At 63.6% G+C, this 26,968-nt stretch carries 22 protein-coding genes; 14 read left to right on the top strand and 8 right to left on the bottom strand.

Translation table 11 applies throughout. From position 1 onward, the window contains the following. Positions 1–696 precede the first annotated feature (696 nt). The 6 genes from ACZ7GB_RS05410 to ACZ7GB_RS05385 all read right to left on the bottom strand — a co-directional run bounded on the left by ACZ7GB_RS05410 (position 697) and on the right by ACZ7GB_RS05385 (position 9,516). Complete coding sequence (locus ACZ7GB_RS05410; RefSeq protein ID WP_472157894.1) at positions 697–1,401, bottom strand: hypothetical protein; 705 nt, start codon at positions 1,399–1,401, stop codon at positions 697–699. A 133-nt stretch (positions 1,402–1,534) separates the two neighbouring features. Next, positions 1,535–3,817, bottom strand: coding sequence for a Tex family protein (locus ACZ7GB_RS05405; protein ID WP_472157910.1), 2,283 nt, complete (start codon positions 3,815–3,817; stop codon positions 1,535–1,537). 236 nt (positions 3,818–4,053) lie between these two features. Beyond that, on the bottom strand, positions 4,054–5,022 hold the full coding sequence (locus tag ACZ7GB_RS05400; protein ID WP_472157893.1) for an ABC transporter ATP-binding protein: 969 nt from the start codon (positions 5,020–5,022) through the stop codon (positions 4,054–4,056). Beyond that, positions 5,019–6,905 carry a dipeptide/oligopeptide/nickel ABC transporter permease/ATP-binding protein gene (locus ACZ7GB_RS05395; RefSeq protein ID WP_472157892.1) on the bottom strand — a complete coding sequence of 629 codons (1,887 nt, stop codon included), beginning with the start codon at positions 6,903–6,905 and terminating at the stop codon, positions 5,019–5,021. The genes ACZ7GB_RS05400 and ACZ7GB_RS05395 overlap by 4 nt, the downstream gene beginning before the upstream one ends. Beyond that, on the bottom strand, positions 6,902–7,849 hold the full coding sequence (locus ACZ7GB_RS05390) for an ABC transporter permease (protein WP_472157891.1): 948 nt from the start codon (positions 7,847–7,849) through the stop codon (positions 6,902–6,904). Before ACZ7GB_RS05390 ends, ACZ7GB_RS05395 begins: the two co-directional genes overlap by 4 nt. Before the next feature lie 77 nt (positions 7,850–7,926). Next, complete coding sequence (locus ACZ7GB_RS05385) at positions 7,927–9,516, bottom strand: ABC transporter substrate-binding protein (RefSeq protein ID WP_472157890.1); 1,590 nt, start codon at positions 9,514–9,516, stop codon at positions 7,927–7,929. A gap of 101 nt (positions 9,517–9,617) precedes the next feature. On the opposite strand from ACZ7GB_RS05385, the gene ACZ7GB_RS05380 reads away from it, so the two are divergent. Continuing rightward, entirely contained in the window at positions 9,618–10,325 is a 708-nt protein-coding gene (locus ACZ7GB_RS05380; protein ID WP_472157889.1) for a DUF1028 domain-containing protein, read from the top strand. A 183-nt stretch (positions 10,326–10,508) separates the two neighbouring features. Here ACZ7GB_RS05380 and ACZ7GB_RS05375 read toward each other — a convergent pair whose 3' ends face one another. Next, positions 10,509–11,264 (bottom strand): FadR/GntR family transcriptional regulator, encoded by a 756-nt coding sequence (locus ACZ7GB_RS05375; protein WP_472157888.1) that lies wholly within the window; start codon positions 11,262–11,264, stop codon positions 10,509–10,511. A 96-nt stretch (positions 11,265–11,360) separates the two neighbouring features. On the opposite strand from ACZ7GB_RS05375, the gene ACZ7GB_RS05370 reads away from it, so the two are divergent. Beyond that, positions 11,361–12,581 (top strand): M20 family metallo-hydrolase, encoded by a 1,221-nt coding sequence (locus ACZ7GB_RS05370; RefSeq protein WP_472157887.1) that lies wholly within the window; start codon positions 11,361–11,363, stop codon positions 12,579–12,581. 385 nt (positions 12,582–12,966) lie between these two features. Here the strand turns inward: ACZ7GB_RS05370 and ACZ7GB_RS05365 are convergent, their stop codons facing one another. Further along, positions 12,967–13,620, bottom strand: coding sequence for a TetR/AcrR family transcriptional regulator (locus ACZ7GB_RS05365; protein ID WP_210402184.1), 654 nt, complete (start codon positions 13,618–13,620; stop codon positions 12,967–12,969). Between the two features lie 153 nt (positions 13,621–13,773). On the opposite strand from ACZ7GB_RS05365, the gene ACZ7GB_RS05360 reads away from it, so the two are divergent. From ACZ7GB_RS05360 to ACZ7GB_RS05305, 12 genes are all read left to right on the top strand, one after another. Continuing rightward, entirely contained in the window at positions 13,774–14,634 is an 861-nt protein-coding gene (locus ACZ7GB_RS05360) for an FAD binding domain-containing protein (RefSeq protein WP_078572501.1), read from the top strand. After that, positions 14,631–15,119: a (2Fe-2S)-binding protein gene (locus tag ACZ7GB_RS05355; protein ID WP_472157886.1), complete on the top strand. Its 489-nt coding sequence runs from the start codon at positions 14,631–14,633 to the stop codon at positions 15,117–15,119. Before ACZ7GB_RS05360 ends, ACZ7GB_RS05355 begins: the two co-directional genes overlap by 4 nt. Beyond that, entirely contained in the window at positions 15,116–17,482 is a 2,367-nt protein-coding gene (locus ACZ7GB_RS05350; RefSeq protein ID WP_472157885.1) for a xanthine dehydrogenase family protein molybdopterin-binding subunit, read from the top strand. Before ACZ7GB_RS05355 ends, ACZ7GB_RS05350 begins: the two co-directional genes overlap by 4 nt. Then, entirely contained in the window at positions 17,479–17,940 is a 462-nt protein-coding gene (locus ACZ7GB_RS05345; protein WP_078572504.1) for a CoxG family protein, read from the top strand. Before ACZ7GB_RS05350 ends, ACZ7GB_RS05345 begins: the two co-directional genes overlap by 4 nt. Positions 17,941–18,020: 80 nt before the next feature. After that, a complete protein-coding gene (locus ACZ7GB_RS05340) occupies positions 18,021–19,094 on the top strand; it encodes a C4-dicarboxylate TRAP transporter substrate-binding protein (protein ID WP_078601945.1) in 1,074 nt (357 codons plus the stop codon). Positions 19,095–19,134: 40 nt separating this feature from the next. Next, positions 19,135–19,680: a TRAP transporter small permease subunit gene (locus tag ACZ7GB_RS05335; protein WP_168174801.1), complete on the top strand. Its 546-nt coding sequence runs from the start codon at positions 19,135–19,137 to the stop codon at positions 19,678–19,680. A gap of 1 nt (position 19,681) precedes the next feature. After that, a complete protein-coding gene (locus tag ACZ7GB_RS05330) occupies positions 19,682–21,004 on the top strand; it encodes a TRAP transporter large permease (RefSeq protein WP_078572507.1) in 1,323 nt (440 codons plus the stop codon). A 247-nt stretch (positions 21,005–21,251) separates the two neighbouring features. Beyond that, positions 21,252–22,151, top strand: coding sequence for an XdhC family protein (locus ACZ7GB_RS05325; RefSeq protein ID WP_472157884.1), 900 nt, complete (start codon positions 21,252–21,254; stop codon positions 22,149–22,151). A 196-nt stretch (positions 22,152–22,347) separates the two neighbouring features. Next, complete coding sequence (locus ACZ7GB_RS05320) at positions 22,348–23,616, top strand: DUF6538 domain-containing protein (protein WP_472157883.1); 1,269 nt, start codon at positions 22,348–22,350, stop codon at positions 23,614–23,616. 574 nt (positions 23,617–24,190) lie between these two features. After that, on the top strand, positions 24,191–24,568 hold the full coding sequence (locus ACZ7GB_RS05315; protein WP_472157882.1) for a MarR family EPS-associated transcriptional regulator: 378 nt from the start codon (positions 24,191–24,193) through the stop codon (positions 24,566–24,568). Next, positions 24,561–25,592 (top strand): GDP-mannose 4,6-dehydratase, encoded by a 1,032-nt coding sequence (locus ACZ7GB_RS05310; protein WP_472157881.1) that lies wholly within the window; start codon positions 24,561–24,563, stop codon positions 25,590–25,592. Before ACZ7GB_RS05315 ends, ACZ7GB_RS05310 begins: the two co-directional genes overlap by 8 nt. A gap of 46 nt (positions 25,593–25,638) precedes the next feature. After that, on the top strand, positions 25,639–26,961 hold the full coding sequence (locus ACZ7GB_RS05305) for a flippase (protein ID WP_472157880.1): 1,323 nt from the start codon (positions 25,639–25,641) through the stop codon (positions 26,959–26,961). Positions 26,962–26,968: the final 7 nt, after the last annotated feature.

Raw genomic sequence — 26,968 nt, 5'->3', positions numbered from 1 at the left:
GACGAGAACGAAAGAGATCGACAACCGCACCATCACTCTCGTGAACCAATCTTGAAACACTTTCATTAACCATCAAATCCACCTTACTCCAACCAAACCTTAGCTGCTTGTCCATTACTGAGACGTTTTTTTAATGCGGAAACCCATGAAGCATGCTAAGCTACTATTATAACATAATAATATCCAAAAGTCACGCAGCTCTGATGGCGGCTCAACATCAATCTTGACCATAAGCCTCCTGCTACTCTCTCAGCCATATGTGGTTTCCAAACTCCTCAGACCCGATCTCCGTCAAAGCCGATACACACAGACCTGTGGCACCCCGTCTGGCCCCTGCCTGCCCCCCCTAGCTGCGTTTACAGATTCTTGAGGACATCGCGTCAGGGCACTCGTTATGGATGACTGCGGGGCAGGACAGAAAGCTACTATCAGGACCACCGCCGAGTTGACCGAATAGTAGACCAGAATACGCCCGCTTGATCCAAACTCGACCTTGTCGTATCCAATAAAACAAGGGCGTTAGCTGCTTGTCGGTGCCTGTAACGGGAGATGAACGGTAAATCCGGACAGCCTCCGGGCACCACTAAAATCTTCGAAATAGAAACACGTTTTGGCCCGGCTTCGCTCTATTTTTTAGCGTGGCTTCAAACGGTTCTACGTCGGCGTACGTCCGTCCTACGCCCCCGAAGGATAAACCTAGCGCGGAAACTGCGGCTTGGGCGTGCGCGCGACCTCGTCAGCAGTCGCGGTGTGATTCAGCACGTAATGCGTCGCGACGACGTCGCCGATCAGCCCGACAGCAGCTTCCGAAGCCGGATCGAAACCGCGCTCGACCGCCTGACCCAGCAGCGCCGCGTCATAGCCGGTGGCGATGAGTAGCCACGGCAGTGGTGTGTCGACGCCGCGCAGTGCTTGCTCGCGCGTCATCGGCGGCGGTGCAGTCGGGCGGAGCAGCTGAACGCTGGCGACACCCGGACGATAGGCGATCTCCTGCAGCACCTCCTGAGCGATCCAGGACGCCGCAGCGTCTTTGTGTCCGGTGCCGGGTTGAAAGCGGAAGGCGGTGGCGAAACCGCCCAAGCCATAGCCCTCGCTCGCCGGAATCGTGCAAAAACCGCGCATCATGCCGCGAAACCGCGGCATGACCGCACCGGTCCAGGATGTGGGGTCGTTCAGGCGGTCGAGGTAGCCCTGCGACGTCGCCACGCCGGTTCCGCTGACTTCATAGGTGACCATGTAGCGTGGCCCGCCCTCGGTCGCGATCCAGCGCGTCGCCCGTAGAAAGCCGGGAACCGAGAGGCGCTCATGCAGGTGCTCATGGCTGTGCCAGTGGTCGTGGTCGGCGGTGTCGCCGTCGATGTCATAAAACAGCACCATCGCCGCATCGCTGAAAAGCGCCATGGTCCGCCTCTCCCGCCTATGTGGTTTCGCGTGACGCTATCGGCGGGGGCCGGGGAAGGCAAGTTGTGGCGCTGTTCCTGTGTCGCAGCTCACCTCTGGTAAATCCCCGATCGTTCAACCCGCTTGGCCGGCGTCAGCGCCGGTTCATCGCATCGCGCAGTGCGGCGCCGAACGCGCCATTGCCGCTGTCCTTCGCCGGCGCTTTGCCTTGGCCTTTGCCGGGCCCTTTGCCACGGGGGCCTTGCGGGCCGGGTTTGCCTTTATCCTGCCTTGCAGGCGCGCCGCCCTCGGATTGCTTGCGCATCGACAGGCCGATCCGTTTGCGCGGGATGTCGACCTCGGTCACGCGCACGCGCACCACATCGCCCGCCTTCACCACCTCATGCGGGTCCTTCACGAAGCGATCGGCGAGCTGGCTGACATGCACCAGACCGTCCTGATGCACGCCGATATCCACGAAAGCGCCGAAGGCCGCGACGTTGGTCACGGTGCCCTCCAGGCTCATCCCCGGCTTGAGGTCCTTGATGTCCTCCACGCCGTCGGTGAACTGCGCGGTCTTGAAGGTGGGACGCGGGTCGCGGCCGGGTTTTTCCAGTTCCGCGAAGATGTCGCGAATGGTGGGCAGACCGAAATCGCCGGTCACGAACTGCTCCGCGCGCAGGTCTTTCAGCGCCGTCGGCTGGCCCATGATCTCGCGGATGTCGCGGCCGCAGCTTTGCACGATCTTGCGCGCGACCGCGTAGGCTTCGGGGTGAACCGAAGACGCGTCGAGCGGCTCCTCTCCATCACGAATGCGCAGGAAGCCCGCGCATTGTTCGAAGGCCTTGGGGCCGAGCCCCGCCACCTTCATCAGCGCCCGCCGCGAAGGGAAGGCGCCATGCGCGTCACGATGCACGACGATGGCCTGCGCGAGCGCGGGGCCAAGACCCGCCACCTGCGCCAGAAGCGGCGCGGAGGCCATGTTCAGATCGACGCCCACCGCGTTCACGGCATCTTCGACGACCGCCTCCAGCGCCTGCGACAGGCGCCGCTGATCCACGTCGTGTTGATATTGCCCGACGCCGATGCTCTGCGGTTCGATCTTCACCAGCTCCGCCAGCGGATCCTGCAGGCGCCGCGCGATCGAGACCGCCCCGCGCAAGCTCACATCCAGATCTGGGAATTCGCGCGCTGCCAGTTCCGAGGCCGAATAGACCGAGGCACCCGCTTCCGAGACGACCACTTTCGTCGGCGCGCGCACCCCCGGCGGCAGCAGCTTCAGCGTGTCGGCGACCATCCGTTCGGTCTCGCGGCTGGCGGTGCCGTTGCCGATGGCGATCAGCTCGACCTCGTGGCGCTTGACCATGTCGATGATCTTCGCCTCCGCGCCGCGCAGGTCAATCTTCGGCTGGAACGGGTAAAGCGTCGCAGTCTCCAGAACTTTGCCGGTCGCATCGACCACTGCGGCCTTCACCCCGGTGCGGATGCCCGGATCGAGGCCCAGCGTCGCACGCGGACCGGCGGGGGCTGCAAGCAGCAGGTCATGCAGGTTGCGCGCGAAGACCTTGATCGCCTCGTCATGGGCGCGCTGGCGCAGCTCGCCCAGAAGATCGACATAGAGCGAGACCGAGAATTTCACCCGCCAGGCCCATCGCGCCACGTCGCGCAGCCACAGGTCGCCGGGACGCCTGGCCTTCGTGTCGAGGGTCGCTGCGATCTGGCCGATCGCGCGGTCTTCACCGGTCTCGGGATCGGGCGCGATTTCCATCGTCACGACCTCTTCCTTCGCGGCGCGCAGAATGGCGAGCGCCCGGTGGCCGGGAATGTCGGCCCATTTCTCGCGGTGGTCGAAATAGTCGGAGAACTTCGCGCCCGCCTCTTCCTTGCCCGGCACGACACGCGCGGCGATGAAGGCCTCGGCGCGCATGAAGTCGCGCAGGGTGCCAAGCAGTTCGGCGTTTTCCGACAATTCCTCTGTCAGGATGTCGCGTGCGCCGTTCAGGGCGTCCTTCGCCGTTGGCACTGCCTCGGAAATGTAGCCTTCGGCCAGCGCCTCGGGCGTGGCGTTCCGGTCCTCCTGAATGGCGCGCAAGAGCGGCTCCAGCCCGTTCTCGCGCGCGATCATCGCCTTGGTGCGGCGCTTGGGTTTGAAGGGGAGGTAGATGTCTTCGAGCGTCGCCTTGCTTTCGGCCCGAGCGATGGACCGTGCCAGATCGTCGGTCAGTTTGCCCTGCTCGCGGATCGAATTGAGGATCGTCTCGCGCCGGGCCTCCATCTCGCGCAGGTAGCCCAGCCGATCCGAAAGCTGTCGCAGCTGCGTATCGTCGAGCCCGCCGGTGGCCTCTTTGCGATAGCGCGCCACGAAGGGCACGGTCGCCCCGCCATCGAGAAGTCCGATCGCTGCGGTCACCTGTGCGGGCTTCGCCGCGATATCCATGGCGATGGTCTGCGCGATGCGGGCTTGGACGGGGGCGGAATCGGTTTGGGCCAAGGCTGTCTCCTGATGCGGTCGGGTTGCCAGCAATAGCCGCCTGCTCGAGCGGGGGAAAGGGGCATGGCCGCGGATAGGCGGATTGCTCCGGCGTCCGCCCTCCGGAGCCGTTCGATACTCTTGAGGCTTCGCGCCCGGAGAGGCGGGCTTTCGCCGTAGCCGCGCCAAGCTCCGGGCTATTGTCAGAGGGGCCCGGCAGGCAAGGGGTGGTAGCAGGCGGCCCGTTGATCGTCTCCGATCTGTTCGAGCGCTGGAGCCGCGTCCCGGCATTTGTCGGTCGCGTAGGGGCACCGCATCGCAAAGGCGCAGCCCTTCGGCGGGTCGAGCGGGTTCGGCAGTTCCGCGTGCCCGTCTTCGGGGTCGGACAGCGCACGCCCCACGACCGGCGCGCTTTCCGCCAGCAGCTTCGTGTAGGGGTGGCGCGGATGGGCGAAGATTTCCTCGGCCCGGCCTTCCTCGACCACCGAGCCGAAATAGAGAACCGCGATCCGGTCAGAGACCGCCTCGACCACCGCAAGATCGTGGCTGATGAAGAGGTAAGTCAGGCCGAATTCGCGTTTCAGATCGGCCAGCAGGTTCAGCACCTGCGCCTGCACCGACACATCGAGCGCCGAGACTGGTTCGTCGAGGATCAGGATGCGTGCTTGCGCCGCCAGCGCCCGCGCGATGCCGATACGCTGCGCCTGACCGCCGGAGAATTCATGCGGATAGCGGTCGAGGAAATCGGCGCGTAGGTTCACGCTGGCAAAGATCTCGAGGATGCGCTTCTCGCGCGCCTTGCGGTCCATCCCGTGCAGCAGCTTCAAAGGCGCATCCATGATCTGCCGGATGGTCTTGCGCGGGTTGAGGCTCGAGATCGGGTCCTGAAACACATATTGGATGCGCTTGCCGAACTCGGCTGGGTCGGCGTTATCAAGCGCCGAACCCTCGATTTCGATCGTGCCGGTCGTCGCGGGCAGGAGGCCCACCAGCATCCGCGCCAGCGTGGACTTGCCGCAGCCGGATTCGCCCACGATCCCCAGCGTTTCGCCCGTCTGGACCGAGAGCGTCATCGGATGCACGGCTTTTACCCCGCCCGTCGCGCCGCCGAACAGCTTCTTGCCGACGGGGAAGGTTTTCGACAGGTCGGTGATTTGCAGGGCGATGCTCATGCGGTTTCCTCCGCGAGAGTGGTTTCGGGATAGAGGCAGCGCACGGCGCGCGATCCGGTCCCTTCGAGCAGTATCTCGCCTTCTTTGCAGGACGGTTGCGCCTTCAGGCAGCGATCGGCGAAGGCGCAGCCTGCGGGCAGCGCATCGACCGAAGGCGGCAGGCCCGGGATCGCCTCGAGCTTGCGCTTGCCCGCGCCCAGTTCGGGCACGCAGGCGATCAGCCGCGCCGTGTAGGGATGGGCGGGGGCGCGCAGGATCTCCATCGTCGGGCCTTCCTCGACGATCCGGCCCGCATACATCACCGCGACGCGGTCGCACAGCTGCGCCACCACGCCGAAATCATGCGTGATGAAGATGATGGCGAGGCCGCGCTCGCGCCGCAGGTCGTCGAGCAGCGAGAGAATCTGCGCCTGCACCGTCACGTCGAGCGCAGTGGTGGGCTCATCCGCGATGATCACGTCGGGATCGTTGGCCAGCGCCATCGCGATGCCGACGCGCTGACGCATGCCCCCCGACATCTCGTGCGGGTAGCTGTCCACGCGCTCCTCGGCATTGGGGATGCGCACGGATTTCAGCAGCTCGATGGCCTTTGCGCGACCTTCGGATTTCGAGATCGCGCGATGGCTGGAGATTGCCTCCACCAGTTGATCGCCGACCTTGTAGAGCGGGTGTAGCGTCGCCAGCGGGTCCTGGAAGATATAGGCGACGCGGCGACCGCGCAGGGTTCTCAGATCGCCATAGCGCGCGCCGATCATGTCGCGCCCCTCAAGCCGCGCGGCCCCGCCGGTGATGACGCCGGGCGGCGAGGCGACGAGCCCCATGACCGACAGCGCCGTGACCGATTTCCCCGAGCCGGACTCGCCGATCACGCCGAGACATTCGCCGGGTTTGACCGAAAGCGAGACGCCGGACACCGCCTTATAGATGCGGTCCTTGACGTGGAATTCGGTGCGCAGGTTCTCAAGGCTGAGAATGCCGTCAGTCGCGACTTCCGGCGCGGGGGTGTGCTTGCGATCCACGCGGGTCGCGGCCATCGGACGGCTCAGCGCGCCCGATTTCAGCCGCGGATCCAGCGCATCGCGCACGCCGTCGCCCAGCAGGTTGATGCTCATCACGATGATCAGGATCATTATGCCGGGGATGACCGAGGTATGCGGGTTGGTGATCAGCGCCGAGCGCGCTTCGCCCAGCATGCTCCCGAGATCGGCCTGCGGGGGCTGCGAGCCGAGGCCGAGGAAGCTGAGGCCCGCCGTCTCTAGGATCATCCAGCCGATCGTGGTGGACATCGCGATCACGATGACGGGCACCACATTGGGCAGGATTTCCGAGGTGATGATGCGCGTATTGGACATGCCCGCCAGCTTCGCCGCATCCACGAATTCCTTATTGGCAAGCCCCACCGTGATGCCGCGAATGTTGCGTGCGAAAAAGGGGATGTTCACGACCGAAACCGCGATCAGCGCATTCACGAGACCGGGACCGAGAGCCGCGACGATCGCCAGCGCCAGCAGGATATAGGGAAAGGCCATCAGCATATCGACGGCGCGCATGATGATGTTGTCGGTGCGCCCGCCATAGAAGCCCGCGATGATGCCGACCGCAGCGCCTGCGACGGCCGCGAAAAGCGCGGCGGCAAAGCCTACGGCGAGCGACAGCCGGGTGCCCCACAAGAGCCGCGACAGCAGATCGCGCCCCAGCGCATCGGTGCCCAGCAGCGCGCCATCGGAGAACGGCGGCAGGAAGCGGTTCGCGGTGTTCGTTGCGTCCGGATCGACGAGCGGCAGCAGCGGCGTGATCAGCGCCAGAGCCACCACCAGCCCCATCACGATCAGCCCACCCAGCGCCAGCCGGTTGCGCGCGAGAAGTTTGAAAAACGCGCTCATGTCTTGATCCTCGGGTCGAGAAGGCTCTGGGCGACATCGACGATGATGTTGAAAATGACGTAGCAGGCCGCGACAAAGACGACGCCGCCTTGGACGAGCAGGATGTCACGCTGCAAGATCGCATCGACCAGCATCCGCCCGATGCCGGGCCACTGGAACACGATCTCGATATAGACCGCGCCCGAGAGCACGAAGCCCGCCTGAATGCCGAGCACCGGGATGATCGAGACCATCGCCGCGCGCAGCGCATGGCCCCAGATCACGCGGCCCTCTTTCACACCCTTGGCCCGCGCGGTGCGGATGAAATCCTGCCGCAGCACCTCGAGCATGGCCGAGCGCGACAGCCGCGCCACCACGCCGGTCGCCACCACCGCCAGCGCCAGCGCGGGCATCGTGAGGTGGTGGATCAGGTCGGGCAGATCGCCGCCGCCATAGATCGCATACATCCCCGAGACCGGAAGCCATTGCAGGTCCACCGCGAAGATCAGGATCATCATCATCCCGAGGAAGAAGGACGGGATCGAGATGCCCAGCAGCACCACGAAGGTGATCGCCTTGTCGGCGAAGCCATATTGGCGCGCGGCCGACACCACGCCTGCGAGAATGCCGAGCACCGTGCAGAGAACGAAGGAGGTGCCCGCAAGGATCAGCGTGTTGTTGAACCGCTCCAGCACCTCGTCGATCACGGGGCGGTTGAGCGAGAAGCTCTGGCCGAAATCGCCGTGGAGCATGTTCCCCAGCCAGATGAAATAGCGCGCCACAAGCGGCTGATCGAGGCCGAGATCGCGGTTCAGGCGCGCCACGTTCTCGGGCGTGGCATAGCTTCCAAGGATCGCGGTCGCCGGGTCGCCCGGGATCATCGCCATGATCAGAAAGACGATCACCGTGATCCCGAGAATCACCGGCACCGCCAGCAAGAGCCGTTTGAGGATATAGCTGCCCATTGGTCTCCCTTTGGGTGACGCGCAAATGATGAAAAAAGAGTGCGCGGACCTGTCGCGGCCCGCGCACCCCGGAAGGATCAAGCCTTCGTCACGTCCTTGAGGAGCAGGAAGAACGAGGGCTGCAGCGTGAAGTCCGACACTTTGTCGTTCGTCACCGCGTTCTGCTTCCAGTTCGCCACGAAGACCCAGGGCGCGTCGTCATGCACGATCTGCTGCATCTTCTTGTAGAGCTCGGCGCGCTTGGACTGATCGGTCGCGGTGCGCGCCTCCTCCAGCAGCTTGTCGACCTCGGGGTTCGAGTAATAGCCCGAGTTGAACCCGCCCTTGTCGGGCCAGGCATCGGTGCGCAGCGCGAGATAGGGCAGGGTGTCGGGGTCGTTCGTCATCCAGGCCATCTCGGCCATGTCGACATGTTGTCCGTTCGAGTCGAGCCCCGGGTTCACCTTGCCGAGGAAGGTGTTCCACTCGAAGGTCTCGATCTTGGCGTTCAGTCCCACCGCTTTCAGGTCGGCCTGAATGGCCGTGCCCATCGCCACCGGGTCGAGCATCCCCGAGCCGCCATCGGTGACGTAGAAGGTCACTTCCGTGCCCTCGGCCACGCCGGCCTCTTTCAGGAGTGCCTTGGCCTTTTCTGGGTCGTAGGGGTAGGGATCGAGGCTGTCGTCATGCGCCCAGGCGAAGGCGGCAGGCGTCGGGCCGTTGGCCACGGTCGCCGTCCCTTCGAGCACATCGTTGACGATCGCTTCCTTGTTGATCGCGTAATTCGCGGCCTGACGGGCCTTCTTGTCCTTGAACGGCCCCTTGGCGCAATCGAGGATCAGGAACCACAGATGCGGGCCCGCCTGCTCGACGAGGTTGTAGCTGTCGTTCTGGAACTCCTTGAGCGCCACGGGCGGCACCTCGACCATCAGGTCGATCCCGCCCGCCAGCATCTCGGCCACGCGAGTATTGGCATCGGTGATCGGGCGGAAGATCACCGCCTTGAGCGAGGTGGGCGTGTCCCAGTAATCCGGGTTGCCCTCGACCACGACGGCCTCGTTCGGGCGCCATTCCTTGAAGGTGAAGGGACCGGTGCCGACCGGGTTGCGGCCGAAATCCTTGTCGAATTTCTTCACCGCGGTCGGCGAGACGATCAGCCCCGTCGGGTAGGCGAGGTTCGACAGGAAGGGCGCATAGGGTTCCTTCAGCGTGAAGACCACGGTTTGCGGGTCTTTCGCGTCGATCGTGTTCACGCTCGAGAAGAAGAAGGCGAGCGGGAAGGGGCCGGTGTGGTAATAGGGGTGGTTCTCGTCGAGCATCCGCTCGAAGTTGAACTTCACCGCCTCGGCGTCGAAATCGCTGCCATCATGGAACTTCACGCCCTGACGCAGGTGGAACGTGTAGGTCTTGCCGTCATCCGAGATGTCCCAGCTCTCGGCGAGGGCCGGTTCGACTTCGAGCGTGCCGGATTTGTAGCGCACCAGCCCGTCATAGAGATTCATCAGAATGCGGAAGTCGTTCACGGCGGTGACCGCCGCCGGATCGAGCGCCTTGGGCTCCGCGATCTGACCGACGACCAGAACGCCGGGCGGGGTCGCCGCCATCGAAGGCAGACCGGTTCCCATCAGGACGCCCGTCGCCACGCCCGAGATCAGAAGACCGCGCCGCGTAAGGGTGAGTTTTGCCATAGTACCTCTCCTGTTCAGCATGGCTGATTTTTATTGGTGATGATTGCATGAGGGCAAATTATCATGATAAATGCAAGGGCGCAGATTAACGGAGTTCCGCCGTGACGGTATCAATTCTGGCATATGACGAAAAAACAGGCGTCTTTGGCGGGGCGGCCATGACCGGCAGCCTCTGCGTCGGCGGCTGGGTGCTGCGCGGAGGAGCAGATTCGGGCCTCTCGGCCAGTCAGGGCACCGCGCCTTCGACGCTTTGGGGCGAGGATGTGCTAGCGAAGATGAATGCGGGCATGTCCGCGCCCGATGCCGTGGCCGAAGTGACCGCCCCGGATACCGGACGCGCCCACCGCCAACTCGCCGCTATCGATCTGCGCGGGCGCACGGGCCATTTCACCGGCGAGATGTCGGTCCCCGTCTGCGGCGCGCTCGAAGGTCCGGGCGTTGTGGTGTCGGGCAATATGCTTGCCGATTGGGAAGTGATCGGCGCGGTGCGCGATACTTACCTCTCCACACAGGGCCCGATGCCCGACCGTTTGATGGCTGCACTGATGGCAGGCGCGCAGGCGGGGGGCGACAGCCGTGGGCTCCTCTCGGCCGCGCTTCTGGTAGCTTCGCGCGCGACGCCGCCGCTCACGTTGCGCATCGACCGCTCGGCCAAGCCGCTCGAAGATCTGGCCGACTTGCTCGCCGCCGCCCGGGCCGAGCCCTATTATGGCTGGACCCGCGTCGTGCCGACACTCGACGATCCCTATCGCGCGCCTGATCTGGTGGAGCCGGAAGCGCTCCCGTTGCCCGAGACCGGGACCGAGTAGCTCGGAACTTGGCGCGGGGCGACCAGCCCCGGGCCGCGCCCGACCCTCCCCACGGGAGGGCGCATTGGCGGCGTCGGCGCATGCATTACCGATTTTCAGGATTGCGAGATGAATCGCTAAGCCACACGCGTTGCGAAGCGCCCGCCCGAGGCTCGGGCGCGGCCCTCGGCGCGAAAGCCCGCGTCACTCGGCGATGAAGCGTTTCATCACCTCGGCCTCCTGCGCTTCCATGAAGCGCTGGGCCGTGGCCATGTGGTCGGCCATGATTGTGCGGGCATCCTCGGCACGGCCCTCACGCAGCGCGGCGATCAGGGCGATCTGGTGGTTACGTCCGCTTTCCCAAAGCTCGTGGTTATGGGGCGCGTAGAGTTTGCGGTAGACCGTCAGGTCCGACAGGATCTGCGCCATGAAGCGGATCAGGAAGGCGAGCAGCGCATTGTCGGAATGCCGTGCCAGCACCGCGTGGAATTTCAGGGAATCCACATGCTGCTCGCGCTCTTCCTCGGGCGTGGCGGCGGGGGCGGCATATTGCGAGACCAGCGCCTCCAGCTCGGCCAGATCCGCCTCCGACAGCTTTCCGGCAAGGCTCGCCGCCACTTCGGGCTCCAGCGCGCGGCGGATCTGGTAGATGTCGGCGACCGTCAGGTCCTTGAAATAGAAGTAATTGCCCAACAGCGCCCGGGCGCGCTCCTCGCTGACCTCGCCCACGAAGGAGCCGCCGCCCGGCCCGGTGCGCGTGGTCACCAGCCCCTGCGCCTCCAGCAGCCGCATCGCCTCGCGGATCGTGCCTTTCGCCATACCGAACCGTTCGATCATCTCGGTCTCGCCGGGCAGGCGGTCGCCCTTCTTCAAGCGCTGCGCGACCACCCAGTCCTTGATCTGATCGGCCACGCGGGCGGGGCGAGAGCGCTTGGGTTCGGTGGCGGGTTTGCGGGGCATCGGATCTCTTGAGGGGAAACTCACTGGCGTTTCTCCTAGACCAATTCGCATCAAAAGAGTAGACAACTATTTATCATGATAAATAGAGGTGATGCCATGCAGGACTGGGGTGCAGTTGCGCAAGTGCGGCTGGAGACGATCGCGAAAGCCTCCGAGCCCGGTCCCGGCGTGACCCGGCTGCCTTTCGGTCCCGAGCACGAGGCGGCGCTGGAGATCATCACGGGTTGGATGGATCAGGCGGGCTGCACGGTCACGCGCGATGCGGCGGGCACGCTGATCGGGCGGCGCGCGGGGCCTGCGGGCGCGCCCACGCTGCTGATCGGCTCGCATCAGGACAGCGTGCGTCACGGAGGTGCGTTCGACGGAATCATGGGGGTGGCGCTGGGATGCCTTGCGCTCGAAGCGCTTGGCGATCGCGCGCTGCCGTTTGCCGTGGAGGTGCTGGCCTTCGCCGATGAGGAGGGCGTGCGTTTCCCGACCGCGCTGATCGGGCCGCGGGCGCTGGCGGGCACGCTCGATCCGGCCGTTTTCGCGATGGTGGACAAGGTGGGCGAAACGCTCGGCGCGGCGCTCAAGGCCTTTGGTGGCGACCCGGAGGGCACGGCGGCGTTGGCGCGCGAGCCGGCCACGATCGCAGGCTATCTGGAGCTGCATATCGAGCAAGGCCCGGTGCTTGAGGCCGCGGAAAAGCCGCTCGGCGTCGTCACCGCGATTTCCGGGATCGAGCGGCACCGTGTCACGATCACCGGCGAGGCGGGGCATGCAGGCACCGTGCCGATGGAGATGCGCCATGACGCGCTGCTGGCAGCCTCGGACCTTGTGCGCGGGGTGCATGACATGGCGCGCGATCACGGTATCCGGGCGACGGTCGGGCAGCTCGATGTTTCGCCTAACGTGGTTAACGCGATCCCCGCGCGGGTCGATCTGACCATCGAGATCCGCGCCGCCGAAGATCCCGCGCGCGCTGCGATGGGCGCGGCGCTTAGCCCGCTTTGTGCGCAGATCGCCGAGGCCACCGCGACGCAGATCGAGATTGAGAAGACCTATGCCCAACCCGCCCAAGCCTGCGATGCAGGGCTGCGAGAGGGGCTCGCCGCAGCCGTTCGCACCGCGACCGGAGCGCCCGCGCCCGAGCTGCCGTCGGGGGCGACTCATGACGCCTCCGCGATGGCCGATCTCTGCCCGATCGCAATGCTGTTTGTGCGCTGCAAAGGCGGGATCAGCCACAACCCGGCCGAATATGCGAGTGCCGGGGATATGGAGGCGGCGGTCGACGCACTGGCTGCTTTCCTATCTGGTTTTTGTTCCAACGCCTGAGGCTCGTATGGCCTTCGACTTGTCACCCCACTCAGGCCTGAGCCTCGAAGCGTTCGAGCCAAGCCGCGATGTCTGTCACGCTGAACGGCGCGCAATTGTTGCCCAGTAGAAGTCTTCGCGGAAAGTCGGCTCGATCTCGGTGTCTGCGATCGATTGTGGCGTGGATAACGCGGCAGATTTCGGTGACTTGATTGATAGTGTAGTAGCGGGCGGATTGTTGGTGCATTGGCGTGTTTACTCCGCGCTCGCAATTCGCAGGGGCTATACGACAAGGAATGCCGCCGGCATTGCGGGGTCTGATACGATGTAGTGATAGCCATGCATGAACTACGAAATTCGTAGGAGTGTTAGGCCTCAAATTAGTGAGGCGCAGCGCCGGGGCGTTTCAGTGCGATGAGCCGTCGTTAAGAGCGCCCTCGAAGAAGTTTTTTACAGTAGCGCGCACAGTTGCCTCGACATCGATTTCCACGGGCATGTTGTAGACGTATTTCCGAATAGCGATATAGAACACCGCCCCGTGTAACCCCCAGAGGAGCTCGACCTCATCAGTGTCTGGCGCGTCGCGGTCTTGCGGGTTGTGCCGGGAAGCACGCAATTCTATCGCAGCCGGCTCGATGATCTTCGTTCGAATGATATCGAGGTAGCGTTCGGTCAGGCCGTAGGACTTCAGACCGGATGACACGAAGATTCGAACCCAGTCATAGTCAAACACCCGTTCAGAGTATTCGATGTAGAACTGCGTAAGGCGATCTTGAAGAGAACGGTCGCCTTCGAGCACGAGCGTGTCCCAGTCCGGGTTCCAGCGCTCTAGAAAAACATGCTCGTAGACGCGTTCGATCAGTGCGTCTTTGCTTTCGAAGTGCCGGTAGATGACCGCGTGGGACACGCCCATACGCTTGGCCAATTCGCGTGTCTGGCCCTCAAATCCCGATTCGGCGAAGAACCGGACCGCCTCGCTGACGATCAGTTTTTCGCGTTCTTCCCCGCGCATGTTCTTGCGGCGCGGCCGTTGATTTTCGGTCTTTTTCTCCGAGGTCATGCCTGTCTCTCTTCTCTTATCCCGAGCCTAATGCAAACCATTGTTGTAACCAACTGGTCATTTTTTCTTGACCGGTCCCAATTGTCCTGCATTATAGAAGTTACCAAATGGTCACTTTGTAGCTGGGGAGAGCTGCGGGCCGGAGGAGGATAAGTGAAATTACCATCGTTCGAATACCTGCGTGCGCGCAGTCTTGCTGAGGCATGGGCGCTGCATTCCGACGCGGGAGGCGACGCCGTCTACCTGTCGGGCGGGCACAGTGTCGTGCCCTCGATGGCGCTGCGTCTGCAGGCGCCGTCGCGGCTGATCGACATCTCGCAAATTGCCGAACTGCATGGTGTCGAGCTGCAGGACCAAACGCTGCGCATTGGTGCGATGACCCGTCATGCGGAGGTGCTGGCCAATCCGTTGATCGCGCGCCATGCGCCGCTGCTTTCCCGCGCTGCCCCCCATGTCGCGCACCCTGCAATTCGCAATCGTGGCACGATAGGCGGCAATCTGGCGCTTGCCGATCCGGCATCTGAATTCCCGGCTGCTGTGCTGGCCATGCGGGCGGAGCTTGAGGTCATGGGGCCCGAAGGTCAGCGCATGATCGCCGCCGACGATTTCTTTCTCGACCTTTACGAAACAGCCCTCATCCCCGGCGAAGTGCTGACCGCCATTCACGTGCCGCTCCCTCCCGAAGGACGGCTGTTCGGCTTCGACGAGATCGCGCGTCGCCGGGGCGATTACGCCATGGTGGGCGTTGCCGCACAGGCCGATATGTCCGATGGCGTGGTTTCCGATGCGTCGGTGACGCTGTTTTCAGTGGGTGTCGCCCCGACGCGCGCCACCGCGGCGCAAGACGCGCTGGAAGGCGCCCCGCTTTCTTCGGACTCCATTGCCCGCGCTCAGGCCGCCTTGGCCACCGATCTCGACCCACCCGACGATCCCGGTTTTCCGGCAGAGCGTCGCCTGCAACTCGCGCGCGTCCTTCTCGGGCGGGTGTTGACCCGGATGGAGGCTGTTCAATGAAGGTTTTGTTGAGCACGACCGTGAATGGCGAACAGGTTCAGGAAGCCGTTCTCCCCCGCACCAGTCTCGCTGATTTCTTGCGCGAGGATCTGGGCCTGACGGGCACGCATCTGGGCTGCGAAATGGGCGCCTGCGGGGCCTGTCTCGTGCTTATGGACGGCGTTCCGGTGCATGCCTGCCTCGTGCTGGCGGTGCAGGCGGAAGGTAGCACGGTCGAGACGATCGAGGGGCTGAATGAGACCGGTGCTGCGGCCGATCTTCAGGCGCATTTCCACGACCGCAACGCGCTGCAATGCGGTTTCTGCACGAATGGAATGCTGATGAGCGCGCAGGCGTTGCTGGAGGCGAACCCGGTGCCGACGCGATACGAAATTCGCGACGCGCTGTCGGGTAATTACTGCCGCTGCACAGGCTACGAGGCCATCGTGGACGCTATCGACACCACAGCCCGCGACCGCGCAGCCCGGACGGAGGCGGCGAAATGACCCTGCATATCGGCCAGTCGCAGCGCCGCGAGAATGCGCGTCGCCACCTCGCAGGTCGGGGTCGCTTTGTCAGCGATCTCGCTCTGCCGCGCATGCTGCACGCGGTCTTCGTCCGTAGCCCGATGGCAAAGGGTCGGCTGGTCGAGATCGACACGAGCGAAGCCGAACAATCCCCCGGCGTTGTGCGGATCCTGACAGCCGCCGAGCTGAACGCGCGTTGCAAGCCGTGGGTCGGCACGCTCGATCATTTCGCAGGCATGCAGAGCCCGCCAATGAACATCCTCGCCGAGGAGGAAGTGCTGTGGACCGGCCAGCCGGTGGCGATGATCATCGCCAAGAGCCGGTCCGAGGCCGAGGATGCCGCCGACTTGGTGATGGTGGATATCGAGGATTCCGAGCCGGTGACCGATGGCGCTGCGGCTCTGCAGGACGGCGCGCCCTTGGCGAACAGTGGCGCGCGGGACAATCTTTGTTACGAGGCGCTGTTGGAGACGCCAGCGGTGAACGAGGCCTTTGCCGATGCCGCGCACGTGGTCGAGGCCAGTTTCACCTTCGGCCGCCACACCGCCGTCACGCTCGAGCCGCGCGCGGTGATCGCCGATTTCGACCCGTCGAGTGGCGCGCTCACCGTGCATCACGGGACGCAGACACCCTATCAGTTCCAGGACGTCTATGCGCGCCACTTCGGTCTGCCCGAGGGCAAGGTCCGCGTCATCGCGCCTGATGTGGGCGGCTCGTTCGGCATGAAGCTGCATGTCTATAACGAAGAGATGGGCGCCGTCGCGGCGAGCATGATCCTCGAGCGCCCGGTGCGCTACGTGGCCGACCGGCTGGAGAGCTTTCTTTCCGACATCCACGCTCGCGATCATATCGTGAAAGGCCGCATGGCGCTGGACGCGGAGGGCAAGATCCTCGCGATGGACGTCGATGATCTGGCGCCGGTCGGCGCGGTTTCGGCCTATCCGCGCACCAGCGCTGCCGAGGGCAATCAGGTGATCCGCCTCATGGGCGCTCCCTACAACATGCCTGATTATCGCGGCCGGCTGCAGGTCGCCTTTCAGAACAAGGTGCAGACAAGCCAGTATCGCGCGGTGGGGCATCCCATCGCCTGTGCGGTGACCGAGGCGCTGGTTGAACGGGCGGCGGAGGTCACGGGCCTCGATCCGTTCGAGATCCGTGCCCGCAACCTGATTGCCGACGATGCCTATCCGCATGTGTCGGCCACCGGCTATCAGTTCGAGAAGCTCTCGCATCAGGCCAGTCTGGCCAAGCTGCGCGAGATGATGGACCCCGACGCGCTACGTGCCGATCAGGCTCGGCTGCGCGAACAGGGCATCTATCGCGGGTTCGGCATCGCCTCCTTTGTCGAGATCACCAATCCCGGCGCGGCCTTCTACGGCGTCGGCGGGGCGCGGATCTCCGCGCAGGACGGTGCAGTGGTGCGGATGACGCCCTCTGGCGACATCCATTGTGCCATCTCGGTCACCGAGCAAGGGCAGGGCACCGAGACGATCATCGCGCAGGTGGTCGCCGATCAGCTGGGTGTTTCACCCGAACGGGTGAGCGTCACCACGGGCGACACCGCGACCACGCCAAGCGGCGGCGCCACCTGGGCTTGCCGGGGCGCCGGCATCGGCGGCGAGACGGCGCTGCGCGCCGGACGCAAGTTGCGCGAGCGGATTTTGACTTTGGCGGGCGCGCTACTGCAGGCCGATCCGGCGACACTGCGGCTCGAAGATGGCGCGGTTGTCGATGTCGCCACGGGCGAGGCGCGCATCACGCTCGAAGAGATTGGCCGCGTCGCCACCTACCGGCCCGACACGCTGCCCGACGGGGTCGATCATTCGCTGACCGTCGCGCATCATTTCGCGCCCTCCGGCTACCCGTTCGATTTCACCAACGGCATTCAGGGCAGTCTGGTCGAGGTCGATGTGGAGACCGGCATCGTGCGGATCCTGAAACATTGGGTCGTCGAGGATTGCGGTCGCATCATCAACCCGCTTCTGGTCGACGAACAGATCCGCGGCGGCGTCGTGCAGGGGCTTGGCCCCGCCTTCTTCGAGGAATGCCAGTACGACGCCGACGGCCAGCTCACCAACGGGTCGCTCGCCGATTATCTCGTGCCCATGGCCTGCGAGATGCCCGATATCGAAATCGCCCATATCGAGACGCCCACCGAGGACACGATCCTTGGCGCCAAGGGCGTGGGCGAAGCGGGAACCGCCGCTGCCGGCGCCGCCGCGATGAACGCGGTGAATGACGCGCTGCGCCCCTTTGGCGCACGGCTCACCCAGACACCCATGACGCCGCTGCGCATCCTTGATGCGCTCGACGCGGCCCGAAAGCAAAGGACCGATCCATGAAGCTTGAAGGAGAGCAGCTCCTGAGCGCCGACCCCCAGACCGTCTGGGCGGCACTCTTCGACCGTGACGTGCTGGCCGAAGCCATTCCCGGCTGCGAAAGCCTCGAACAGCTAAGCGAAACCGAATTCACTGCTGTGGTGAAGCTCAAGATCGGCCCGGTTTCGGCCCGCTTCAAGGGCGCGGTCACGCTGAGCGATATCGTGCCCGGCCAATCCTGCACGTTGTCCGGCAAAGGCTCGGGTGGGGTCGCGGGGTTCGCCAAGGGGGCGGCGCAGGTGACGCTGGCGCCCGAGGCGGACGGCACGCGGCTTTGCTATGACGCCGATATCGCGGTGGGCGGGAAGCTCGCCTCTCTCGGCAACCGGCTGATCGGCGCCACGGCGCAGAAGCTGACCGACGCCTTTTTCACCAATTTTTCCGATGCGTTGGCCCAACCGGAGGAGGCTGGGCCGACCTGATCCGCTGGCGCGCAGCGAGGTCAGGCCAGACACGAAAAAAAGCGCGTACAACAAGAACCATCCTTGGGAGGAGGATACTAATGACAACCACACGCAGGGCCTTTGTGGCCATGTCCTCGGCAGCCTTGGCGCTGCCCTTTCTGAACACCCGCAGCATCGCGGCTCAGAACATCTCGATTCAGATCGGGTCGAGCCACCCGACCAACAATATCTGGGTCTACGCCATGCAGAACGCACTGCAACCGGCGCTCGAAAAGCTGCTGGCGGATGCGGGCGGCGAGTATTCCGTGAGCTGGAACGAGAACTACGGCGGCACGCTCTACAAGTTCAAGGACACCCGCACGGCGGTGCGCGACGGCATCGTCGATGTCGGCATGGTGGGGACGGTCTGGGAAGGCTCGGCGATGCCGCTGCAGAACGTGACCTATTTCACCCCCTTCGCGAATGTCGATCATAACGTCACCATCGACATCTTCGACAAGCTGACCGACGAACTGCCGGAGCTGCGCGCAGGGTGGACCGACCAGAACATGGTGCATCTGTCCTCGCTGGTGACCGACAGCTACGACGTCTACGCCAAATTCCCCATCACCTCGGTCGATGACATCCGGAACCGCCGCCTCAACGCGCCGGGCACCTCGGCCAACTGGCTGGCGGAGACCGGCTGCACGCCGGTGGATGGCGCGCTGACCACCTATTACACCGACATCCAGACCGGCGTTTCCGAGGGCACGCTCTCCTTCGCCAGCGGCATCCAGCCCACTCGAGTCTACGAGGTTGCGCCGCATCTGACGCGGGTCGGCTTCGGCTCGATGTATTTCGGCGGGATCGCGGTGAACAAGGGCTTCTACGACCGGCTGCCCGAGCCCGTGCAGGCCGCGCTGAAAGAAGCGGGACGTATCACCTCGCGCGCGCATGGCGACTACATCACGAAACGCACGACCGAGGCGATCACCGAGATGAAGGGCGCCGGGCTGCAGATCACCGAAATGGCCCCTGCAGAGCGCGAACGCTGGGCCGAGACGCTCCCCGACGTCGCGAAGCCTTGGCTTGAGGCCAATGGCGCGGCGGCGGCAACGGTGGCCAAAGCGTATTTTGGCGAACTGGAAGCTCGTGGCATCAAACCTGCCCGTGACTGGACCGCCGGGATCTGAAGCCATGGCTTCGATCCCGCGCGCAACTGAGGGAGCCTCTATGCAACGCGCCAGTCTCCTGGCTACAAGCCTGCCCGCGCTTCGGCGCGGGCTACAGCTTGCCCTGAACGCGATGGCGGCGGTGGGCGTGCTGTGGATTTTTGCCATCATGTTGCTGATCGTCGCCGACGTGGTCGGTCGCAATTTTCTGGCCGCGCCGATCATCGGCGTCGCCGAGATCGCGGCCCGCTCGGTCGTGGCCATCGTCTTCCTGCTGCTGCCGGCTGCCGCGCTGAACGGCACCCTGATCCGGTCGGATTTCCTGATGCGTGGGCTCCAGCGTTTTTCGCCCCGGTCGGTGCGGCTACTGGACAGCCTGTTTGCGCTTGCCGGGGGGGGCATCTTCGGACTGGTGGCGCTGGCCGCCTGGCCCGATACGCATGACGCCTGGGTCAGCTCGGAGTTTTTCGGGGTGCGCGGCGTCTGGACGCTGCCGACCTTCCCTTTCCACCTGTTGGTGGTGCTGGGGGCCTCTGTCACCAGTCTCGCCTGCATCTTTTCGGCCGTCGAGACCCTGCTGAACCGCCCGACTGAGGAGCACTTCTGACATGAGCAGCATCACCATAGGACTGATCCTCATTGGCGTGCTCTTCGCGCTCGTGCTCTTGGGGATGCGCATCGCCGTGGCGCTTCTGGTCGTGGCCTTTGCCGGGGTCTGGATCATTCGCGGCAATTTCGACCTTTCCATGCGGCTCATGTCCATCGCCGCCTACAATGGGGTTGCCAACTATCTCTTCGCGACGATCCCGCTCTTTGTTCTGATGGGGCACCTCGTCAGCATCTCGAATGTGGGCAAGGATACGTTCGACGTCGCCGAGGCGCTGCTGCGCCGCCTGCTTGGCGGCCTCGGCATCGCCACCGTGGCCGCCAACACTGTCTTTGCCGCCGTGACCGGCGTTTCCATCGCCTCGGCAGCGGTTTTCACCAAGGTCGCCGTGCCTGAGATGACGCGCCACGGCTATTCGCCCTCGTTTTCCGCGGGCACCGTCGCGGGCAGTTCGGTTCTCGGCATGCTCATCCCACCGAGCCTGCTTCTGATCATCTACGGTGTGTTGGCCGAGCAATCCATCGGCCGGATGTTCATTGCAGGGCTGGTGCCTGGCGCGCTGCTGGCGACGGGCTTCGTGCTGTGGATCCTGTTGGCCGCGAAATTCGCGCCCGGCATCGTCTTTGCCTCTCCCAAGGCCCAAGAGACCGACCCCGAGGCGCAGGCCTATGATGACCTGTCGACGGGCGAGCTCCTGCGCAAGATCGTCCCGATCATCGTGCTGGTGACCTTCGTTCTTGGCGGGCTCTATTCCGGGTTCTTCACCCCGACGGAAGCCGGGGGCGTCGGAGCCTTCGCGGCGCTGATCATTGCGATCTTCCGGCGTAGCCTGAACCTGCGCGGTTGCTGGGCGGTGCTGAGCCAGACCGGCACCATCTCGGTCGGCATCCTCGCGCTGCTGGTGGCCGCTGGCTTCTACAGCCAGATGCTTGCCGTCGCAGGTATCCCGGCCGCTATCGGCGCCTTTGTGAGCGGCAGCGGCTTTGGCCCGGTCGGGTTCCTGATCGTCTATGTGCTGCTGGTGCTGCTTCTCGGTATGATCCTGGATAGCAGTTCGATCCTGCTGATCGTGGTTCCTATCGCAGCTCCGATCGCGCAGCACCTTGGTTACGACTTGATCCAGTTCGGCATCATCACGGTGATTGCGGTCGAGGTCGGGTTGCTCACACCGCCCTTCGGGATTTCGATCTTCACGGTGCATTCGACGCTTGGAGACCGGAGCGTCTCCCTGGAATCCATCTTTGCCGGTGCGCTGCCCTATGTCGGCGTGATGCTGGGTGTGCTGATCCTCGTGGCCTCCTTTCCAGTGCTGATTATCGGTTAAGAGATCCCAGGCGCTGTGATCGATCTACTCCTCTCTCTCGGGTCAAAGCGCGGCGCGTAGGTCCGGGAGAGAGCGCGAGATTTGAACCTGCGAAGCGAAACCGTCCGAAGACGTCGCGGCGAGTCGCGTTGGCCGCACGCAACGGGATTGGATGAGCTTCGTCGCAAGGAGGCGGGGCGACTTTGGGACGCCGATCCGAGTTCGAGATATGCAGAGAAACGGACACCTTTCTAAGAGGGTAAATGGCATGGATCAGTCAACGACAGTTCTATGCGAGACCGAATGGCCCTTGGCTCGGTTCTTGGGGCCGGGGCCAATGTGTCTGTGTTTCATCAGCCATGTCGAGGGGCCGTCATATCGCCCGCTCGGCTCTGGCATGGCAGTCGATGGTGCCGGGCGGCGGTTCGGCAATTTGTCGTCGGGATGTATCGACGAGGATGTCGCGCTTCACGCGGTGGAGGCGTTGAAAACCGGCGCTCCGACGGTGCTGCGTTACGGGCGCGGGTCGCCTTTCATGGATATTCAACTGCCTTGTGGGGGAGGGCTGGAAGTAACCTTGCTGCCAGCCCCGGATCGTGAGGTTCTGGACGTGGTGCATCGCCGTCTGGTCGCGCGTGAAAATGCGACGCTGACGGTGCTGCCGGATGGCCAGATCGAAAACGGCGCGACGCGCGGCGGTCTGACGATGACCTTGCGCCCCAAAGTGCGGGTTCTGGTCTTTGGCGACGGTCCCGAGCCTCGGGGCTTTTCCGCGCTTGCGCAGGCTGCGGGATTGCCGGTCACGCTATATGCCGGAGCCGAGGAGACGCGCGATGGCATTGCAGGCGCATGCGCGTTTTCCGGCAAGACCTGGCCCGATACGGCCCATGTCGATTATCGCACGGCCGTCACGCTTTTCTTCCACGACCATGAGCGCGAAACCGCACTTTTGACGCATGCCTTGGAGACTCGCGCTTTCTATATCGGGGCGCAGGGAAGCCTTCGGGCGCGTCAATTGCGCGAAGCGGCCTTGAGTGCCGCCGGGGTGGAGGACGCGGGAATTGCGCGGCTTGTCGAACCCTTCGGATATGTCGCACATGCCCGGTCCGCGAGGGAAATGGCCGCTGGTGTGCTTGCTCAGGTGATCGATCACGCCCGGCGCGTCTGACGTAGGCGCGGCGTGATCTCATGTTCCCTTCTCGGGGCTTTTTGGCGGAATTCCTCTCCGACATATACATCTCGATTTTCAAGTAAGGATCGCAAAAAATACAAATAAATCAGTTATTTACGTTGAATTTGATTCCCTAGGGAAGGCTTTCGTGCTACACATGGTGATACACAAAGCTCTTTCCTGGAGGGGTGCGATGAATATCACCAAGCGTGGCGAGGTCTGGCATCTGCGTCGGCGGGTTCCCAAGGGGTATGCCTCTGTCGATCCGCGCCGCGAAGTGGTGATCAGTCTCCGGACGGGGTCAGAGCGGGTGGCGCGAGAGAAGGCCCCGGTGCTCTGGGCCGAGCAGGTCGAGGTCTGGGAGGCGATGCTCGATGGCGACACGGAAGACGCGGAGGCGCGGTTTGCTGCGGCCAAGCGGTTTGCGAAGGCGCGAGGCTACCGGTTTCTCGATGCGCGCAAGGTGGCGCGTCTGCCTGTGCAAGAGCTACTCGCGCGTATCGATCTGGTAGCCAGCGACGAGATGCGCGACCCGCTCGGAGCGGACTCCCTTTTGGGTGGGGCGGAGCTGCCGTTGATCACCGTATCGCGGGGGCTCGAGCTATTCTGGGGGCTCGCACGTGACAAGACCTTGGGCAAGAGCGCGGATCAGGTCCGGCGCTGGCGCTATCCGCATATCAAGGCGGTGCAGAATTTCATCGCGGTTGTCGGGGACAAGCCGCTCGATGATCTGACGCGCGATGATTTCCTCGATTTTCGCGACTGGTGGGCAGAGCGGATGGCGTGCGAGGGGCTCACCGCGAATTCCGCGAACAAGGATCTGACGCATCTCAGCGCGGTCTTGAGGCGCGTGAACCGCGACAAGCGGCTCGGGCTCGAACTGCCGCTTGAGGATCTCGGCTTCCGGCAGGGGAAAGCGGCGCGGCGACCGTCCTTCTCGGACGACTGGACCCGGGACCGCTTGCTGGCCCCCGGTGCGCTCGATGGGCTGGAGCCGCAGGCGCGGGCAATCCTGCTGGTGATGGTGAATACTGGGCTCCGACCGAGCGAGATCGCAGCGCTGCGGCCCGAGGAGATTCGGCTCGACGATCCGATCCCGCATTTGCTGCTGCAGCCGATCGGGCGTGTCCTGAAGACGCAGAATGCAGAGCGGGTGATGCCGCTTCACGGGGTGTCGCTCGAGGCGATGCGAGCGTTCCCGAATGGGTTTTCGCGTTATCGCGAGAGCTCTGCCACGCTTAGCGCCACGGTGAACACCTATCTGCGGGATGCTGGTCTCCTCGAGAGCGATAGGCATTCTCTCTACAGCCTGCGACATGCGTTTGAGGATCGGATGCTTGCCGCTGGGATCGATGAGCGGATCCGGCGTGATGTGATGGGGCATGCGCTGGGGCGTGAGCGCTACGGGGAAGGGGGGCGACTTGCGGTGATCTCAGGGCTCCTCGAGCCGATCGCGTTTTGAGTAGTAATCCTGGCGGCGCCAATGCATGGCTGAGATGGTTTGTCTCGGGCTGTCAAATTGGCTGTCAAATTTTCTTCCAACGCCTTTCAAATTTATGAAAAGAAAAGCTGACATAGAGCGCCTCTCTCAACTCAGAGCCATGCTTCGGTAATGATCATCATGACCCTAGAGGGTTTCATTCAACGTTTGCAGAGCTACCTCAGTCGCCACGCGGTCTTCCGGGTGGGTCGCCTCTTGCCCGTTGCGCCCGTTCTTCGTCAATGAAGGTCTCAGGGGCTTAACGCGCAAGGCTAGTCGCCGATGGGCGGAACTTCGCACTTAGCTGCTAGAGATATGTATTTCGCTTGCCTATCGGGACGTGGCGCGCCATCAGGTGGACAGCGCTGGGCGGTCCTCTGCTGACATGGACAAAAGGTCCACGCTGCTTCCTTCTCCTCGGTTGTGCATCCTCGGGCGATGAGCTACGTTCAAAATTGAACGCCATGCTCGCCATGTATTCATCAAATCAAGCCATTGTCACGAGGCGGACCGCGGTCAGCTCTCGTGCGGTAGCAATTGATGGGGGTGCAGCGCGGTGAGTGAGGTTCAGGATCGAGCTCGCGAGGATGCTCGATATCGCATCCTACGTCTTATCGAAGAGAAGCCTTCAATAAGTCAGCGCGAGCTTTCTCAACACGTCGGCATCAGTGTCGGGGCAATCAACTACGTTCTGAAGGCCTTTGTCGACAAGGGGTTGGTTAAGCTCGGCAATTTCTCGGCGTCAAAACATAAGCATCGTTACGCATATATTTTGACGCCGAAAGGGGTTGCCGAAAAAAGCTCTCTGACGCGCCGGTTTCTTGAACGAAAGGTCGCGGAATATGAGGCGCTGAAGGCCGAGATCGAAGCGCTCGAGGCCGAAGTTAGTTACGGCGCAAATAAAGATACGGACGGAAATTCAAAAAATGACTGAGGCACAGGGCCAAAGGCGCGTTCTGATCACCGGGACAGCTGGATTTATCGGCTTCCATCTCGCGAAGTTACTCCTTGCAGAAGGTTTCCGCGTTCACGGCTATGACGGAATGACGGATTACTACGATGTCAGTCTCAAGCAACGTCGCCACGCAATGCTGCTGCAGAGCCAGAGCTTCTCGGCGACAGAAGGGATGCTCGAAGATCAGGTCCTGCTTGATCAAGTCGCGGATGAGTTCAAACCCGATGTGATCGTCCACCTCGCGGCCCAAGCGGGCGTGCGTTACAGCTTGGAGAACCCGCGGGCCTATATCGATGCGAATGTGATTGGCACGTTCAATGTGATGGAGGTGGCGCGCCGGTTGGAAGTGCAGCACCTGCTGATGGCCTCTACCTCGTCGGTCTACGGCGCGAATGAAGAGATGCCCTTCACCGAGACCGAGAAAGCGGACACGCAGCTGACGATCTACGCGGCGACGAAGAAGGCGACCGAGTCGATGGGGCATTCTTATGCCCATCTGTGGAACCTGCCGGTGACGATGTTCCGCTTCTTCACGGTCTATGGCACCTGGGGGCGCCCCGATCTAGCACTCTATAAATTCGTTGATGCCATTCTCGATGGTCGCCCGATCGATATCTACAACCATGGCGACATGTATCGCGACTTTACCTATGTCGATGATCTTGTGCGCGGTATCCGTTTGCTGATTGATGCGGTTCCAGTGCGTCCAGCGTCACGCGACGAGATCCCGGAATGGGATAGTCTGTCTCCGGTCGCGCCATACCGGGTGGTGAATATCGGCAATTCCGACAAAGTGCGCCTTTTGGACTTCATCGATGCGATCGAGGACAGCCTCGGGCAGAAAGCCGAACGCAACTACATGCCAATGCAGATGGGGGATGTGCCAGCGACTTGGGCTGATGCGACGCTGCTGCAAGAATTGACGGGCTACCGTCCAGAAACTGATTTCAAAGATGGGATCGCGCAATTTGTTGAGTGGTTCCGAGAATATTATGGGAAGTAACGGGTGTTCACCCGCCCCCCTTCTTTTTTTGACAAGGCCCATTTCGATGACCTCCACCACGACCCGCAGGCTACTTGGCACCGGTGCCAGCATGCTTGTTCTGCAAGCGGGCAGCATGGTGGTGGCCTTTGTGCTGTCGGTGGTGCTGGCGCGCGGGATGGGCACGACCGAGTTCGGGATCTACAGCTACGCGCTGTCCATCGCCACGCTGCTGGCGGTGCCGGTGCAACTGGGCCTGCCGACGCTGGTGGTGCGTGACACCGCCCGCCTGAAGCAGTCCGGCGAGATCCTTCAGATGTACCGCCTGTGGTCCTGGACCACGCTGGCGGTGCTGGCGGTGTCCGCCGCCATGGTCATACCGGTCTGGTTGCTGGCGCCGCTGGTCTTCAGCCAGACCCTGACCCTGCCGCTTCTGCTGATGGTCCTTGCCCTGCTGCCGCTGATGTCCGTGGGCGCCCTGCGCGCGGCAGCGCTGCGCGGCCTGGGCCATGTCATCCAGGGACAACTGCCCGAGATGCTGTTCCGCCCCGCCCTGATCCTGGCGCTGGTCTCGGCAGTGCTGGTGCTGAGCCCGGGAACGGGGGCGGACAGCGGCGCGGGCGGGATGCAGGCACAGGGCGCGCTGCTGGTGAATCTCGTGGCCACGGGGCTGGCCTTCGTTGCGGGGCTGCTACTGCTGCGCCGCGTCGCACCCGACCCCGACAACGATGCCGAGGCCCGGACCCTGCACCGCGACTGGATCCGCGCCGGCATGGTGCTGGGCGTGGCCAGCAGCGCCCTGGTGGTGAACCGCAACCTCGACATGGTGATGCTGGGCAGCATGCGCCCCGCTGCCGAGGCTGGCATCTACAAGGTGGCGGTCAGCCTGGCCGCACTCAGCGCCACGGCCCTGAACACGCTCAACCTCGCCGTGCAGCCGCGCATTGCGCAGATGCATGCCAGGGGGGACATGGACGGGCTGCGGCGCATGATCACCTTCGTGGCGCGGATCGGCTTCGGTGCCGGCTGCCTGGTGGCGCTGGTCTGCGTCGTCTTCGGGAAATGGCTGATCGGCACGGGTTTCGGCAGCGAATACAGCGCGGCCTACGGGGCCATGATGGTGCTCATCGCCGGGCAGATGGCCAATACCTTCTTCGGGCCGGTGGTGATGCTGCTCAACATGTCCGGGCACGAGCGTCTGGTGATGTACGGTGTCCTGCTCGCGGCGGCAGGCAACCTGGTGCTGAACGCGCTGCTGATCCCGCGCTTCGGCATGATCGGAGCCGCCACGGCCACCGCCTTCACGCTGCTGGCCTGGAACGTCCTGCTGGAAATCGCCGCCCTGCGCCGACTGGGCATCGACAGCTCCGCGCTCGGCCTGCACCGCTAGGAGCCTT

Source organism: Thioclava sp. PTB-PU3-1 (assembly GCF_055666785.1).
Note: the sequence above shows the minus strand (reverse complement) of the source record. Positions and strands in the feature narration are given on the sequence as shown.